This is a genomic window from Pseudomonas sp. NFACC05-1 (genome assembly GCF_900100135.1).
GTDB classification, from domain to species: Bacteria; Pseudomonadota; Gammaproteobacteria; order Pseudomonadales; family Pseudomonadaceae; genus Aquipseudomonas; species Aquipseudomonas fluorescens_Q.
In genome coordinates this window covers 128,574-143,440 of the sequence record NZ_FMTR01000012.1, presented here as the reverse complement: position 1 = coordinate 143,440, position 14,867 = coordinate 128,574, and the positions used below count along the sequence as shown (strand labels likewise).

13 protein-coding genes are annotated in these 14,867 nt (G+C 61.5%); 8 read left to right on the top strand and 5 right to left on the bottom strand.

The window, feature by feature from the left end:
* The first annotated feature begins 111 nt into the window (after nucleotides 1-111).
* The 3 genes from BLO97_RS18770 to BLO97_RS18760 all read left to right on the top strand — a co-directional run bounded on the left by BLO97_RS18770 (nucleotide 112) and on the right by BLO97_RS18760 (nucleotide 4,011).
* A complete protein-coding gene (locus tag BLO97_RS18770) occupies nucleotides 112-2,598 on the top strand; it encodes a circularly permuted type 2 ATP-grasp protein (RefSeq protein ID WP_092347297.1) in 2,487 nt (828 codons plus the stop codon).
* Nucleotides 2,598-3,491: a transglutaminase family protein gene (locus BLO97_RS18765; protein ID WP_063323173.1), complete on the top strand. Its 894-nt coding sequence runs from the start codon at nucleotides 2,598-2,600 to the stop codon at nucleotides 3,489-3,491. Before BLO97_RS18770 ends, BLO97_RS18765 begins: the two co-directional genes overlap by 1 nt.
* A gap of 142 nt (nucleotides 3,492-3,633) precedes the next feature.
* Entirely contained in the window at nucleotides 3,634-4,011 is a 378-nt protein-coding gene (locus BLO97_RS18760) for an NUDIX hydrolase (protein ID WP_092347295.1), read from the top strand.
* A 72-nt stretch (nucleotides 4,012-4,083) separates the two neighbouring features.
* On the opposite strand, the gene BLO97_RS18755 is transcribed toward BLO97_RS18760, so the two are convergent.
* Together BLO97_RS18755 and BLO97_RS18750 are read right to left on the bottom strand one after the other, a co-directional pair.
* On the bottom strand, nucleotides 4,084-4,272 hold the full coding sequence (locus BLO97_RS18755) for a hypothetical protein (protein WP_057448273.1): 189 nt from the start codon (nucleotides 4,270-4,272) through the stop codon (nucleotides 4,084-4,086).
* 68 nt (nucleotides 4,273-4,340) lie between these two features.
* Nucleotides 4,341-4,928 carry an LOG family protein gene (locus tag BLO97_RS18750; RefSeq protein WP_063323171.1) on the bottom strand — a complete coding sequence of 196 codons (588 nt, stop codon included), beginning with the start codon at nucleotides 4,926-4,928 and terminating at the stop codon, nucleotides 4,341-4,343.
* Between the two features lie 342 nt (nucleotides 4,929-5,270).
* On the opposite strand from BLO97_RS18750, the gene azu reads away from it, so the two are divergent.
* Nucleotides 5,271-5,717 carry an azurin gene (azu, locus tag BLO97_RS18745; RefSeq protein WP_063323170.1) on the top strand — a complete coding sequence of 149 codons (447 nt, stop codon included), beginning with the start codon at nucleotides 5,271-5,273 and terminating at the stop codon, nucleotides 5,715-5,717.
* Between the two features lie 321 nt (nucleotides 5,718-6,038).
* On the opposite strand, the gene nadE is transcribed toward azu, so the two are convergent.
* The 3 genes from nadE to BLO97_RS18730 form a co-directional block, all read right to left on the bottom strand.
* Nucleotides 6,039-6,866: an ammonia-dependent NAD(+) synthetase gene (gene nadE / locus BLO97_RS18740; protein WP_092146989.1), complete on the bottom strand. Its 828-nt coding sequence runs from the start codon at nucleotides 6,864-6,866 to the stop codon at nucleotides 6,039-6,041.
* Between the two features lie 4 nt (nucleotides 6,867-6,870).
* Complete coding sequence (gene pncB / locus BLO97_RS18735; protein WP_063323168.1) at nucleotides 6,871-8,097, bottom strand: nicotinate phosphoribosyltransferase; 1,227 nt, start codon at nucleotides 8,095-8,097, stop codon at nucleotides 6,871-6,873.
* Between the two features lie 229 nt (nucleotides 8,098-8,326).
* The gene (locus tag BLO97_RS18730) at nucleotides 8,327-9,235 is read right to left on the bottom strand and encodes a LysR family transcriptional regulator (RefSeq protein ID WP_063323167.1); all 909 of its coding nucleotides are present in this window, start codon (nucleotides 9,233-9,235) and stop codon (nucleotides 8,327-8,329) included.
* 177 nt (nucleotides 9,236-9,412) lie between these two features.
* Between BLO97_RS18730 and BLO97_RS18725 the strand changes: the two genes are divergently transcribed.
* The 4 genes from BLO97_RS18725 to BLO97_RS18710 all read left to right on the top strand — a co-directional run bounded on the left by BLO97_RS18725 (nucleotide 9,413) and on the right by BLO97_RS18710 (nucleotide 14,865).
* On the top strand, nucleotides 9,413-10,903 hold the full coding sequence (locus BLO97_RS18725) for an L-piperidine-6-carboxylate dehydrogenase (protein WP_063323166.1): 1,491 nt from the start codon (nucleotides 9,413-9,415) through the stop codon (nucleotides 10,901-10,903).
* 92 nt (nucleotides 10,904-10,995) lie between these two features.
* Complete coding sequence (locus BLO97_RS18720) at nucleotides 10,996-12,279, top strand: L-pipecolate oxidase (protein WP_092146993.1); 1,284 nt, start codon at nucleotides 10,996-10,998, stop codon at nucleotides 12,277-12,279.
* 370 nt (nucleotides 12,280-12,649) lie between these two features.
* Nucleotides 12,650-13,786 (top strand): branched-chain amino acid ABC transporter substrate-binding protein, encoded by a 1,137-nt coding sequence (locus tag BLO97_RS18715; RefSeq protein ID WP_063323164.1) that lies wholly within the window; start codon nucleotides 12,650-12,652, stop codon nucleotides 13,784-13,786.
* 164 nt (nucleotides 13,787-13,950) lie between these two features.
* A complete protein-coding gene (locus tag BLO97_RS18710) occupies nucleotides 13,951-14,865 on the top strand; it encodes an ABC transporter permease subunit (RefSeq protein WP_063323163.1) in 915 nt (304 codons plus the stop codon).
* The last annotated feature ends 2 nt before the right edge of the window (nucleotides 14,866-14,867 follow it).

Below are 14,867 nucleotides of genomic sequence, written 5' to 3'. Positions count from 1 at the left end.
GCGGGAGCAAGCTCCCTCGCCACGGTCGTCATGTTCCGCTCCAAACTCAACTATCCGGGCGTCATGCGCTTGCGCTAGTCTCACCTTTTATTGCCGTCTGCCGAGCTTTCCATGCCTGACCTGCTTGACCGTTACCCGCTGACGACGGGCACCTATCACGAACTGTTGGACGACAACGGTGCGGTGCGTCCGCACTGGCGGCGGTTGTTCGATCAGTTGCAGCGCAGCACGCCGGCTCACCTGATCCAGCGTCAGGCGCTGCTGGCTCGGCAGATCCAGGAAAACGGTGTGACCTATAACGTCTACGCCGATCCGAAGGGCGCCGACCGGCCGTGGGAGCTGGACCTGCTGCCCCACGTGATCGACCCGCAGGAATGGAAACATCTGTCGGCCGGGATCGCCCAGCGTGCGCGGCTGCTCAATGCGGTTCTGGCCGACCTGTATGGGCCACAGCGGCTGATCAGCGAAGGGCTGCTGCCGGCGGAGTTGGTGTTCGGGCACAACAACTTCCTTTGGCCCTGTCAGGGCATCGTGCCGCCGGACGGCAGCTTCCTGCACTTGTATGCGGTGGATCTGGCGCGCACCCCCGATGGCCGTTGGTGGGTCACGGCGGATCGGACCCAGGCGCCTTCGGGGGCCGGTTATGCGCTGGAAAATCGCATGATCGTCTCCCGCGCGTTCCCCGAGCTGTATCGCGACCTGAGGGTGCGACACTTGTCCGGGTTCTTCCGCACCTTGCAGGAAACCCTGGCACGACAGGCACCCAGCGACGGAGAGTCGCCACTGGTGGTGCTGTTGACGCCGGGGCGGTTCAACGAAAGTTATTTCGAGCATCTTTATCTGGCCCGTCAGCTTGGCTATCCGCTGGTGGAAGGGGGCGACCTGACCGTGCGGGACGCCACGGTCTACCTCAAGACCCTTAGCGGCTTGCGCCGGGTTCACGCCATCATGCGCCGGCTCGACGACGATTTCTGTGACCCCCTGGAGCTGCGCACTGATTCAGCCCTCGGCGTGCCGGGACTGCTGGAAGCGGTGCGCCAGGGCCGGGTGCTGGTGGCCAATGCCCTGGGCAGCGGCGTGCTGGAGTCACCGGGCCTGTTGGGGTTCCTGCCGAAGATCAGCCAGTATCTGTTCGGCGAGGAATTGATACTGCCGTCCATCGCCACCTGGTGGTGCGGTGAGCCGCCGGTGCTGGCCCAGGCCCTGGAAAAGCTGCCGCAACTGTTGATCAAGCCGGCGTTTCCTTCCCAAAGTTTCACCCCGGTGTTCGGCCGTGACCTGAACGAGGTGCAGCGCGGCCAACTGGCGGCGCGCATGCAGGCTCGGCCCTATGCCTATGTCGCCCAGGAGCTGGCGCAACTGTCCCAGGCCCCGGTCTGGCAGGCCGAAGACGGGCACATCCAGCCTCGGGCCATTGGCATGCGCGTGTATGCCGTGTCCGGGAAGGATGATTATCGGGTGCTGTCGGGTGGCCTGACCCGCGTGGCCGCCGAGGCCGACGCCGAAGTGGTGTCGATGCAGCGCGGCGGCGCCAGCAAGGACACTTGGGTGTTGGGCGAGCAGGCGCCCGGCGGTGAACAATGGACGGCCCAGCGAACCGTCGGCGTCCACGACCTGGTTCGCCGCGATCCATACCTGCCTTCGCGGGTGGTGGAAAACCTGTTCTGGTTCGGCCGTTACTGCGAACGCTGCGACGACAGCGCACGGCTGCTGCGGATCATGCTGGGGCGTTATGTCGATGGCGATGACCCGCAGGCCCTGCAGTCGGCGGTGGCCCTGGGCGAAAGCCTGATGCTGCTGCCTGAAGAGGGTGAGCTGCACGAGCGTTTGCTGGCGGCGCTGTTGGGCGACGACTGGTCGTTCAGCCTGCGTTCCAACCTGCAGCGCTTGCAGTGGGCGGCCTCGCAGGTTCGCGGCAAGCTGTCCCGGGAGAACTGGCAGGCGCTGGTGGAGTTGCAGCGCGAAGCGGCGGAGCTGGAAACCGAGGAACCGGATTTCGGTGAGTTGCTGGATTTCCTCAATCGGCTGGTGATGTCCCTGGCGGCGTTGTCCGGATTTGCCTTGGACGACATGACCCGCGACGAGGGCTGGCGCTTCTTGATGATTGGCCGGCGCCTGGAGCGCTTGCAGTTCCTCAGCAGCAGCCTGGCGGCGTTTTTGCGCAGCGATGCAGTCTTCGACCAGGCCGGGTTGGAGTGGCTGCTGGAACTGGGCAACAGCAGCATCACCTACCGTTCGCGCTACCTGGCGGTGGCGCAACTGATCCCGGTGCTGGACCTGTTGTTGCTGGACGAGCAGAACCCCCACGCGGTGCTTTTCCAGTTAAAACTGGTGGCCCGCACGCTCAAGCGCCTGAACGATGATTTTGGCGCGCCGAAGGAAACGGCCTTGCCAGAATTGGTGACGCGTCTTTCTCGCTTTGACTTGCGTTGCCTGGAAAATCCCCTGTTTGGCGAAGCCAGCCTGCGCGCAGCACTTGATGGGCTGGCCGACCTGTTGCAGGAAGTGGCCGATGTCGGTGGCCAGGTATCCGATCGCCTGGCCTTGCGTCATTTCGCCCACGTCGATGACGTCAGCCAACGCACGGTATCCGTCTGATGAGCGCTCGTTACCAGATCCTCCACGACACCCATTACCACTACGACAGCCCGGTGTCCCTGGCCCAGCAGCTTGCTCATCTGTGGCCGCGCGCCTGTGACTGGCAGCGTTGCACCGAACAGCAGTTGCTGATCAGCCCGGAGCCGACGACCCGGCGCGATGAGCAGGATGTGTTCGGCAACCCGCTGACCCGCCTGGCCTTCGAACGCCCCCATGACGAGTTGCTGGTCAATGCTCGCTTGAGCGTCGAGGTGCTGTCTCGCCCCTCGCTGGACTTCAACCTGTCCCCGGCCTGGGAGTCGACCTGCAACGCGCTGACCTACAGCGGCCGGCCACTTGCGGCGCCATTGCTGCAAGCATGCCGTTTTCGTTTCGAGTCACCGTATGTGCACCTCAAGCGCAGCTTCGTCGAGTTTTCCGAAAGCTGCTTCCCGCCGGGGCGCCCGTTGATGGTTGGCGTGCGGGCGCTGATGGAAAAGATTTTCGAGGAGTTCACCTTCGATGCCGAGGCGACCCAGGTGGCCACGCCGCTGGTGGAGGTGCTGGAGCGGCGGCGGGGCGTGTGCCAGGACTTCGCCCACTTGATGCTGGCCTGCGTGCGCTCTCGCGGGCTGGCGGCGCGTTACGTCAGCGGCTACCTGCTGACCCAGCCGCCACCCGGCCAACCCCGGCTGATTGGCGCCGATGCGTCCCATGCCTGGGTCTCGGTGTATTGCCCGGTGTTGGGTTGGGTGGACTTTGACCCGACCAACAACGTGCAACCGGCCTTGGAACACATCACCCTGGCCTGGGGCCGGGACTTTTCCGATGTGTCGCCGTTGCGGGGCGTGATCCTGGGGGGCGGCAATCATGATCCCGAGGTGCGGGTGACGGTGATGCCGCTGGAGTCATGACCGCGCTCTGCGGTGAAATACTTGTGGCGAGGGAGCTTGCTCCCGCTGGGTCGCGCAGCGACCCCATTTTTATGGGCGCTTCGCACCCAAGCGGGAGCAAGCTCCCTAGCCACAGATAAATCATTAACTGCGAGGCCTCTTCATGTTCCCGGTTTCCATCAAAGGCGTGCTGCTATCCCCCGAAGGCTTGGTCGTGCTGATGCTCAACGAACGGGATGAATGGGAATTGCCCGGCGGGCGGATCGAGCTGGGCGAAACAGCGCCGCAATGCCTGGCGCGGGAAATTACCGAGGAGCTGGCGATCGAGGTGAGCGTGGGGGAGCCGCTGGATTCGTACTTGTTCGAGGTGATTCCCGGCAAGCACGTCTTCATCTCCACGTACCGCTGCCAGTTGCTGGGCGGTTTCGTGCCGACGATCAGTCATGAACACAAGGAGATTGGGCTGTTCGAACCGGGGCGGCTGCCGGCGAACCTGCCAACGGGTTATCGCGAGTCGATTATCAAGGCATTGGGGTTGTGAGGACCGGCAGCTAGGCTGCCGGCCCTGGACACAAACCGTGGGGCCGGATTACATCATCGGGCCCGGAGGGGCTCAGGCGTCGGGCGCCTGATCTTTCGGTGCATCAACATCATCTTCTGCCGCCACTTCGCCTTCGGTATCCGGGGTCAGTGCGGCTTCTTCTTCAGCTGTGGCTTTCTTGCGCTGCAGCTTTTCCTCTTTCTTCTGCTCCTTGGCCAAGTCTCTTTGACGTTTGGCGAAGGAATAATTGGGTTTGGCCATGGGCGATCCTCTGGGGTCGAAGGTGAGGTTGAGCGGCGCATATTCTGCCCTGTATCGGGGCCGAGCCGTTAGCTGGGTTTTTGTTCGGCCCACTTTGGCTGCACTGACGGTTGCCATTCGTCCAGCGCATCGAGCAGGCTCTGCGCTGATTCGCTCACTTGCAGCATGTCACGATGGGGCGCGCGGACGAAGCCTTCGTCGACGATATGATCGAGAAAGCCGATGAGCTTGCTGTAGAAACCGTTCACTTCCAGCAGCCCCAGCGGTTTGCCGTGGTAGCCGAGTTGGCCCCAGGTCCAGACTTCGAACAACTCCTCCAACGTGCCGAGGCCGCCAGGCAGGGCGATGAAGGCATCGCTGAGTTCGGCCATGCGTGCCTTGCGGGCGTGCATGCCGTCCACCACTTCCAGGCGAGTCAGGCCGCTGTGGCCGATTTCCTTGTCCTTGAGGCTTTGCGGGATGATGCCGATGACCTCGCCGCCGGCCGCCAGCGCCGCGTCGGCGACGATCCCCATCAGGCCGACGGCACCGCCGCCGTAGACCAGGGTCAATTTTCGTTCCGCCAATGCCCGGCCCAAGGCCTGCGCCGCTTCACGATACGCTGGATCGGTGCCGGTGCTGGCGCCGCAAAATACACAAACAGACGCGATGGACATGCTTTACTCCATGATCAGTAACCGACCCAGAGTAAAGCCTGGCCTTGGTGGCGCAAAGCGATTAAACCTCGCGCTGGGGTTTTTCGTAGGTACCACTGGCGCCGCAGGCGTAGGCGGCGAGCAAGCTGCATAACAGGCTGTTGACGTTCATGAGGGGCGCTCCCGAGAGGTGGTGAGGCTGATCATAAAGTGGCGTCATCCCTCTGGCTGGTTGATTGTGTCCATCAGGCTGATAGCCTTAAGTTGTATACAATCTTTGATTCAGGTCATAGGAACTTGTCTGAAATTCAGGCAGTCTTCCCCTTTGACGGATTTTTGTTAACCATGCCTTGGAGATTCACGATGTTTGCCAAACTTGTTGCAGTATCCCTGTTGACGCTGGCCAGCAGCCAACTGATGGCAGCGGAGTGCAAGACCACCATCGACTCGACCGACCAGATGTCCTTCAACACCAAGGCCATCGAGATCGACAAGAGCTGCAAGACGTTCACCGTTGAGCTGACGCATTCGGGCAGCTTGCCGAAAAACGTCATGGGCCATAACTGGGTGCTGAGCAAAGAGGCTGACATGCAGCCGATTGCCACGGCTGGTTTGGCAGCAGGCATCGACAAGAACTACCTGCCGGAAGGTGATGCACGCATCATCGCCCACACCAAACTCATTGGTGCCAAGGAAAGCGACTCGGTGACCTTCGATGTGTCGAAACTGGCTGCCGGTGAGGCGTACGGCTTCTTCTGCTCGTTCCCAGGCCACATCTCGATGATGAAAGGCACCGTTACCCTGAAATAATCACTTCAAGCATAAAAAAGCGCCCCATGCAGGGTAATGCTGTTCACTTAAGGCAATCGATACACCCGTGGCGAGGGAGCTTGCTCCCGCTGGGCCGCGAAGCGGCCCCAAAACCGGCCAAATGCGGAGCATCAGACACACTGCATCCACCGGTTTACGACCGTTTCGCGGCCGAGCGGGAGCAAGCTCCCTCGCCACAGGTCCATCATTGTTCTTAAATGAACAGCGTTACCCATGCGGGGCGCTTTTTTTATGCCAGGCACCCCCCCCCTGTGGGAGCGAGCTTGCTCGCGATGGCGGCAGAGCAGGCGCCTCTTGTAGTCATGGGGCGTAAGGCATCACCCGCTTGTGCTCAGTCTTGCGATAGGTCTCGCAAATGATCCTGAACGCCTCGTCCCGTACCGGCTTGCCGTGCAGGAACGCATCGATCTCGGCGTAGGTCACGCCGTGGGAGGCTTCGTCCGGCTTGCCTGGGGACAGGTCCTCAAGGTCGGCGGTGGGGATTTTTTCCACCAGCGACTCCGGCGCGCCAAAGTCACGAGCGATGGCCCGGACCTGGTTTTTCACCAAACCACTCAACGGCGCCAAGTCGCAGGCGCCATCACCGAACTTGGTGAAGAAACCCATCACCGCTTCGGCGGCATGGTCGGTGCCGATCACCAGGCCGTGCTCGGTGCCCGCGATGGTGTATTGCGCCACCATACGCATCCGCGCTTTGGTATTGCCCAGCACGAAATCCCGCGAGACTGCTGCCTTGCCTTCGAACGCCGCGACTTGATCGGCCAAGGCCTTGACCGCCGGACCGATGTTGACGGTATGGCGCTCGTCCGGGTCGATGAAGTCCACACATGCTTGGGCTTCATGCTCGTCGAACTGGGTTTCGTACGGCAGGCGCACGGCGATGAACTTGTAGGCGGTGTTACCGGTTTTCTCCCGCAGTTCGCGCATGGCACGTTGGGCCAGCAGCCCGGCGGTCAGCGAATCGACGCCACCGCTGATGCCCAGCACGAGGGACTTGAGCCCGGAGTTGACCAGGCAATCCTGGATAAAGTCTACCCGACGGGCGATTTCGGCCTTGAGGGCGGCGTCATCGGCGAACGGTGGCTGGACCTTGAGCTGTTCAGCAATCTCACGCTGTACGGCTTGCATGAATTCACTCCTTGCTTGATGTGTCAGAAAGGGCGGCAGGTACTTGGAAAACATGTCGCATGTAGGCGACGAAATTCGGGTCTTTGCAGTGGGTCTTGCCGGGCTCGTCTGAAATCTTGGCCACGGGTTGCCCGTCACAGCTGATCATTTTAAGCACGATGCTCATCGGCTCTACACCTGGAATGTCACACGTCAGGTTGGTGCCAATACCGAAGCTGACATTAATGCGACCACGCAATGCTCGAAAAATCTCCAGGCATTTGGGCAATGTCAGGCTATCGGAGAACACCAGGGTTTTGCTCATCGGATCGATGCCGAGCTTGTGATAGTGGGCAATGGCTTTTTCGGCCCAGATCACCGGGTCGCCCGAGTCATGGCGCAAACCGTCGAACAGCTTGGCGAAGAACAGATCGAAATCCTTGAGGAAGGCGTCCATTGTGATGCAATCGGTCAGGGCGATCCCCAGCAGGCCTCGGTACTCGCGCACCCAGCAATCGAGGGCGGCGATCTGGCTGTCGATCAGCCGCGGGCCCAATTGCTGGTGGGCCATGATCCACTCGTGGGCCATGGTGCCCAGGGGCTTCATGTCCAGTTCCCGGGACAGGTGCACGTTACTGGTGCCGACGAAGCGCCCGGGGAAGTCATGCTTGAGCACGTTGACCACTTCTTCCTGGACACGGAAGGAAAAACGACGACGGGTGCCGAAGTCCGCGACTTGCAGTTCGGACAGTTCTTCGGCGCTGGCGTTGGCGCTCAGCCAGTCGAACTTGCGATAAAGCTGTTCCCGCGCCTGTTCCAGGACGATTTCACGATAGCGATAACGATTGCGCACCTCGCTGACGATGGCCAGTAGCGGCACTTCGAACAGAATGACGTGCAGCCACGGCCCGCGCAGGCGGATGAACAGCTCGCCGTTTTCGATACCGGTGTGCACGTAGCGCAGGTTGAAGCGAAACAGGCCCAGGAAACGCAGGAAGTCCGGCTTCAGAAAACTGATGCGCTCCAGGAAACCCAACTGGTCGGCGCTCAGGCTCAACTCGGCCAGGCGCTCGATCTGAAAGCGGATCTCCGCCAGGTACGGGCGCAGATCTTCGCTGTTGCGGCAGCGAAATTCCCATTCGACTTCGACGTTGGGGTAGTTGTGCAACACCGCCTGCATCATCGTCAGTTTGTAGAAGTCGGTGTCGAGCAGGTTCTGCACGATACGATCGGCAAATACGCTCTCGCTCATAGGGTTCTCCAGACAGGCCGCTGCGGCGGGCAGCGGGGTGCAGCGGTTTGGGATGAGGGGGTTAGTGGCGCATAACCTGGGTGGGTATTGCCAGTGATTTTTTAGTGTTCACAGGCCTTTGTGGCGAGGGAGCTTGCTCCCGCTCGGGTGCGCAGCGCCCGCACGTTTTTGGGGCCGCTTCGCAGCCCAGCGGGAGCAAGCTCCCTCGCCACAGGGTCAAAGCCAATGGCTACTGCGGCGTACCCGGGCTCTCGATCTGCTCCAACATCCACTCCACAAAAAACCGCACCTTGGGCACTTCCGCCGAATGTTCCGGATAGGCCAGGTAATAGGCGTTGGTGCTGGGCATCGCGTGTTGCCAGGGGATGACCAGTTTACCGTCGGCCAGTTCTTCTTCCACCAGAAACCGCGGCAACAGGGCGACGCCGCAGCCGACCTGGGCGGCGCGGATGCACATATAGAAAGTTTCGAAACGCGGCCCGTGATAGCTATGTTCGGTGTGGTAGCCCTGGTGGTCGAACCAGTCGTGCCAGGCCTGGGGCCGCGAGGCGTTTTGCAGCAGCACCAGCTCGGCCAGTTGGGTCGGGTCGGTGAAGGGCTGGTCAGGCAGGCTGCCGGGCGCGCAGACGGGCACCAGTTCTTCGCCAAACAGCTTCAGGGATTCGGTGCCGGGGCGCGAGCCTTGGCCGAAATAGAACGCCAGGTCGCTGCGCCCTTGCAGCAAGTCGTCGGCCTCCTGCTCGCTGCACAGGTCCAGGTGAATCTTTGGATGGCGCAATCGCCAGCCCTTCAAGCGTGGGACCAACCAGCGAGCGCCGAAGGTCGGAGGCGTGGAAACGCGCAGAACTTCGGTGTCGCCGCCGTAGGAGCGCAGGTAATGGGTAGACATCTCCACCTGCGTGAGGATTTTTCGCACCTCCCCCAGGTACAAATCACCGGCAGGCGTCAGCTGCAAGCGTCGGCGCACGCGTCGGAACAGCAAGTGCTGCAGCAGTTCCTCCAGTTGCGCGACCTGTTTGCTGACGGCGCTCTGGGTCAGATTCAGCTCTTCGGCGGCACGGGTGAAGCTCAAGTGGCGGGTCACCGCTTCGAAGCATTGCAGCGCCGTGATCGACGGCAAATAGCGTTTATTGAGCATATGAGGCCTTATTTCTTGTCGCTCTGCTTATCCGGTCATGGCCAGCATGAATAAACGGAATGATATCTCGCTTAAAGGTCGTTTGTTGGCAAGACTCAGGCCAGCTACAACTACAGGTCTGATCAGTCGCATTCGTCCGGCTGCCAATCCTTTGTTTTTCGTGTGAGGAAATTTTCCATGGTTGCTGCATTGCTTGATCGCTTGGGCGTCGACTCGGCCTTGTACCAGAACGGCACACAACCGGTGCATTCGCCCATTGATGGCAGCCGTATCGGCGCTGTGAACTGGGAAGGCGCGGCTGAGGTCGAGCAGCAGGTCAGCCGTGCCGAACACGCCTTCGACCTGTGGCGCCAGGTGCCGGCCCCGCGTCGCGGCGAGCTGGTGCGTCAATTTGGCGACCTGCTGCGTGAATACAAGGCCGACCTTGGCGAGCTGGTGTCGTGGGAAGCCGGCAAAATCACCCAGGAAGGCCTGGGTGAAGTGCAAGAGATGATCGACATCTGCGACTTCGCCGTCGGCCTGTCCCGCCAGCTGTACGGCCTGACCATCGCCTCCGAGCGTCCGGGCCACCACATGCGTGAGTCCTGGCATCCGCTGGGCGTGGTCGGGGTGATCAGTGCCTTCAATTTCCCGGTGGCGGTCTGGGCCTGGAACACCACGCTGGCCCTGGTGTGCGGCAACGCGGTGATCTGGAAGCCGTCGGAAAAGACCCCGCTCACCGCCCTGGCGTGCCAGGCGCTGTTCGAGCGCGTGTTGAAGAACTTCAGTGACGCCCCCCCATACCTGAGCCAGGTGATCATCGGCGGTCGTGATGCCGGTGAAGCGCTGGTGGATGACCCGCGCGTGGCCTTGATCAGCGCCACCGGCAGCACCCGCATGGGCCGTGAAGTGGCACCGAAAGTTGCCGCGCGTTTCGCCCGCAGCATACTGGAGCTGGGCGGCAACAACGCCATGATCCTGGCACCGAGTGCCGACCTGGACATGGCCGTACGCGCCATCCTGTTCAGCGCCGTCGGCACCGCCGGCCAGCGTTGCACCACCCTGCGTCGGCTGATCGCCCATGAGTCGGTGAAGGAAGAAATCGTCACCCGCCTCAAGGCCGCCTATTCGAAAGTGCGCATCGGCCATCCGCTGGAAGGCAACCTGGTGGGGCCGCTGATCGACAAGCACAGCTTTGACAACATGCAGGACGCCTTGGAGCAGGCCCTGAGCGAAGGCGGGCGCGTGTTTGGGGGCAAGCGCCAGCTCGAAGACCAGTTCCCGAATGCCTATTACGTCTCGCCGGCCATCGTCGAGATGCCGGAGCAGAGCGACGTCGTGCGCCACGAAACCTTCGCGCCGATCCTGTATGTGGTTGGCTACAAGGACTTTGCCGAGGCCTTGCACCTGAACAATGCCGTGCCCCAGGGCCTGTCGTCCTGCATCTTTACCACCGACGTGCGTGAAGCCGAACAGTTCATGTCGGCCGTGGGCAGTGACTGCGGCATCGCCAACGTCAACATCGGCCCGAGTGGCGCCGAGATCGGCGGTGCATTCGGTGGCGAAAAAGAAACCGGCGGCGGTCGCGAATCCGGCTCCGATGCCTGGCGCGGCTACATGCGCCGCCAGACCAACACCGTGAACTATTCGCTGGAGTTGCCGTTGGCGCAGGGAATTACCTTTGATTAAGCAGCTTCAAGCCGCAAGCTCCAAGCTGCAAGCGACCCCTGCTTGCAGCTTGAGGCTTGAAGCTCGCAGCTGCTCCTGACCAGGAGCTGGCAATGCCGTTACGCGAAGAATGTCTATGGGAAAAACTGACGCCGCAAAGGCCTGAAAACAGCGGGCTCACCGGTGAAGTCACGGCCGACGTCTGCGTGATCGGCGCGGGTTTTACCGGGTTATCGGCGGCGGTGCATTTGCTCGAACAAGGCAAGCGCGTGGTTGTGCTGGAAGCCCATCGGGCCGGGCACGGCGGATCGGGGCGTAACGTCGGGTTGGTCAACGCCGGCCTATGGATCCCGCCGGATGACATCGAGGCCGGGTTCGGCGAGGCGGTGGGCAGCCAGCTCAACCGCATGCTGGGGGCCGCACCGGCCCTGGTGTTCAGCCTCATCGACAAATACAACATCGATTGCCAACTGCGCCGCGAAGGCACCTTGCACATGGCCCATAACGCCCGGGGCGAGGCCGACCTGCGCAGTCGTGAAGAGCAATGGAAGCGCCGCGGTGCCCCGGTGGAGTTGCTCACCGGCCAGGCCTGTGTCGATGCCACCGGCACGTCGAAAATCGCCGCGGCGCTGCTCGACCATCGCGCCGGCACGCTCAACCCGATGGCCTACACCAGCGGGTTGGCCAAGGCGGCCACCGACCTTGGCGGTCAGTTGTTCGACCACTCGCCGGTGACGCACCTGGAACGCCAAGGCCAGCGCTGGTCGGTGCAGACTGCCCAGGGGGCGGTGCTGGCCGAGCAGGTGGTGATCGCCTCCAACGCCTACACCGAGGGCGACTGGACCGAGCTGCGGCGCAATTTCTTCCCCGGTTATTACTATCAGGTCGCCTCGGTCCCGCTGACCGACGAGGCCGCCCGACGCATTCTGCCGGGCGGGCAGGGCTCGTGGGATACCCGCCAGGTGTTGAGCAGCATCCGCCGGGACAAGGACGGCCGTTTGCTGCTGGGCAGCCTGGGCAACGGCAACCGCAAGCCGACCTGGTTCCTCAAGGCTTGGGCCGATCGGGTGCAGCAGCACTATTTTCCTTACCTCAAGTCGGTGGAGTGGGAGTGCACCTGGACCGGTTGCATTGCTTTTACCCCCGATCACTTGATGCGCCTGTTCGAACCGGCTCCCGGGCTGGTGGCCGTTACCGGCTACAACGGTCGGGGCGTGACCACCGGCACGGTGGTCGGCAAGGCGTTCGCCGATTACCTGTGTCACGGTAACGCCCAGGCCCTGCCGATCCCGTTCGCCCCCATGCAGCCATTGGCCGGGGTGGGGTTGCGCAGTTGCCTGTATGAAGCGGGCTTTTCGCTGTATCACGCGGGCCAGTGCCTGCGGATCGTCATTTGAGTGTTGAAAATTGTTGCTGGAAGCCGCGTTTTCCGGCGTAGCGTCTAGCCTGTTATGGTGCGGGTTGTAGCAATCGTGCACCGACAGTGTGCAGTTCGGTGACGTGGGTTGTTACACAGCGGTTGCACGCTGTTTCGTGCGATGGTTGCAATGATGGCTCACAGAGGGTTTCACTCATTTAAATAAAAGGTTGCACCTCGTGCGGTTTAGACGGTTGCACGCCCTATGAAAAAGGGCTCGAAACAGTCGAAATAACAATAAAGCAGCGACTTTTTTCAGAATAAAAAACCGATGGCACGGCCCTTGCTCTGAGCTTTTCAGTGAAATGAAGTCGCAGTGCCAACTAAAAAAAACCTTGGAGCACCACCTCATGTCCCAGACGTTTTACAAGAAAGGTTTCCTGGCCCTCGCAGTGGCAGCTGCGCTGGGTGTTTCTGCGTTTGCTCAAGCTGATGTGAAATTTGGTGTGGCGGGGCCGATGACCGGCGCCAACGCTGCATTTGGCGAGCAGTACATGAAGGGTGCCCAGGCGGCAGCCGATGCCATCAACAAGGCTGGCGGCGTCAACGGCGAGAAAATCGTACTGGTCGCGGGCGACGACGCCTGCGAACCCAAGCAGGCCGTGGCCGTGGCCAACCGCCTGGTCGACCAGGACAAGGTGATCGGCGTGGTCGGGCACTTCTGCTCGTCCAACACCATCCCGGCCTCCGAGGTCTACGACGAAGCTGGCATCATCGCCATCACCCCGGGCTCCACCAACCCCCAGGTCACCGAGCGCGGCCTGAGCGCCATGTTCCGCATGTGCGGTCGTGACGACCAGCAGGGCATCGTGGCAGGTGACTACATCGTCGACGTGCTCAAGGGCAAGAAAGTGGCCGTGCTGCACGACAAGGACACCTACGGCCAAGGCCTGGCGGATGCCACCAAGGCACAACTGGCCAAGCGCGGCGTGAAGGAAGTGCTGTACGAAGGCCTGACCCGCGGCGAGAAAGACTTCAGCGCCGTGGTCACCAAGATCCGTGCGGCCGGTGCCGACGTGGTCTATTTCGGTGGCCTGCACCCGGAAGCCGGCCCGTTGGTTCGCCAGTTGCGTGAGCAAGGGCTCAAGGACGTGAAGTTCATGTCCGACGATGGCATCGTGACCGACGAACTGGTCACCACCGCCGGCGGCGCGCAATACGTCGATGGTGTGTACATGACCTTTGGCGCCGACCCGCGCCTGCTGCCAGACAGCAAGGCCGTGGTTGAAGAGTTCCGCAAGAACGGCACCGAGCCTGAAGGCTACACCCTGTACGCCTACGCTTCGGTCCAGGCCCTGGCCGCCGGTTTCAATGGCGCCAAGTCCAATAAGGGCGAAGACGCGGCCAAGTGGCTCAAGGCCAACCCCGTCCAGACCGTGATGGGCAAGAAGGAATGGGATACCAAGGGCGACTTGAAAGTCTCCGACTACGTGGTCTATCAGTGGGACAAGGACGGCAAATACCACCAGCTGGAAAAACAGAAGTAAGGGCTGACGCGACCGTCAACGCCTCCTTTGGGGGCCGGGCAAACCCCGGTTTCCAAAGGGCGCGTGCAGGTCGTGCCTGACATTGCTCCGACGTTAATCTGTATTTTCCTTAGAAGAACCGCGCACCCAAAGGTGTGCAGGTTCTCACTGCGTGAGATTGCGTTATGGATGGTATTTTCCTGCAGCAACTGATCAATGGCCTGACCCTCGGGTCGGTCTATGGTCTGATCGCCATCGGCTACACAATGGTCTACGGCATCATCGGCATGATCAACTTCGCCCACGGCGAGGTTTACATGATTTCCGCTTACCTCGCGGCAATCAGTCTGGCTCTGCTGGCTTACTTCGGTATCGAATCCTTTCCACTCATGATCCTTGGCACGCTCGTGTTCACGGTGGTGGTCACCGGGGTATACGGCTGGGTCATCGAACGCGTCGCCTATAAACCCCTGCGCAACTCGACCCGGCTGGCACCGCTGATCAGTGCCATCGGTATTTCGCTGATCCTGCAGAACTACGCACAGATCAGCCAGGGTGCCCGTCAACAGGGTGTCCCGACGCTGCTTGAAGGCGCCATGCGCCTCGACATCGGCAGCGGTTTCGTCCAGCTCACCTACACCAAGATCTTCATCCTGATCGCCGCATTCGCCGGGATGGCGGTGCTGACCTACATCATCAAGTACACCAAGCTCGGGCGCATGTGCCGCGCCACCCAGCAAGACCGCAAGATGGCCTCGATCCTGGGGATCAACACCGACCGGGTGATCTCCTACGTCTTCATCATCGGTGCGGCCATGGCAGCCCTGGCCGGCGTGCTGATCACCATGAACTACGGCACATTCGACTTCTATGCCGGCTTCATCATCGGCATCAAGGCGTTCACCGCGGCGGTACTCGGCGGCATCGGCTCCCTGCCTGGGGCCATGCTCGGCGGGATCATCCTCGGGATTTCCGAGTCGCTGTTCTCCGGTCTGATCAACTCCGACTACAAAGATGTGTTCAGTTTCTCGCTGCTGGTGCTGATTCTGATTTTCCGTCCCCAAGGCCTGTTGGGTCGCCCACTCGTGGCGAAGGTATAAGT

Bases quoted from the DNA above. Each gene is read 5' to 3' on its own strand.
- nadE (WP_092146989.1), bottom strand. From the start codon at position 6,866: ATGCAAGCCGTACAGCGTGAGATTGCTGAACAGCTCAAGGTCCAGCCA.
- BLO97_RS18725 (WP_063323166.1), top strand. From the start codon at position 9,413: ATGGTTGCTGCATTGCTTGATCGCTTGGGCGTCGACTCGGCCTTGTAC.
- BLO97_RS18755 (WP_057448273.1), bottom strand. From the start codon at position 4,272: ATGGCCAAACCCAATTATTCCTTCGCCAAACGTCAAAGAGACTTGGCC.
- BLO97_RS18710 (WP_063323163.1), top strand. From the start codon at position 13,951: ATGGATGGTATTTTCCTGCAGCAACTGATCAATGGCCTGACCCTCGGG.
- BLO97_RS18720 (WP_092146993.1), top strand. From the start codon at position 10,996: ATGCCGTTACGCGAAGAATGTCTATGGGAAAAACTGACGCCGCAAAGG.
- BLO97_RS18765 (WP_063323173.1), top strand. From the start codon at position 2,598: ATGAGCGCTCGTTACCAGATCCTCCACGACACCCATTACCACTACGAC.
- BLO97_RS18770 (WP_092347297.1), top strand. From the start codon at position 112: ATGCCTGACCTGCTTGACCGTTACCCGCTGACGACGGGCACCTATCAC.
- BLO97_RS18715 (WP_063323164.1), top strand. From the start codon at position 12,650: ATGTCCCAGACGTTTTACAAGAAAGGTTTCCTGGCCCTCGCAGTGGCA.
- BLO97_RS18760 (WP_092347295.1), top strand. From the start codon at position 3,634: ATGTTCCCGGTTTCCATCAAAGGCGTGCTGCTATCCCCCGAAGGCTTG.
- azu (WP_063323170.1), top strand. From the start codon at position 5,271: ATGTTTGCCAAACTTGTTGCAGTATCCCTGTTGACGCTGGCCAGCAGC.
- BLO97_RS18750 (WP_063323171.1), bottom strand. From the start codon at position 4,928: ATGTCCATCGCGTCTGTTTGTGTATTTTGCGGCGCCAGCACCGGCACC.
- pncB (WP_063323168.1), bottom strand. From the start codon at position 8,097: ATGAGCGAGAGCGTATTTGCCGATCGTATCGTGCAGAACCTGCTCGAC.
- BLO97_RS18730 (WP_063323167.1), bottom strand. From the start codon at position 9,235: ATGCTCAATAAACGCTATTTGCCGTCGATCACGGCGCTGCAATGCTTC.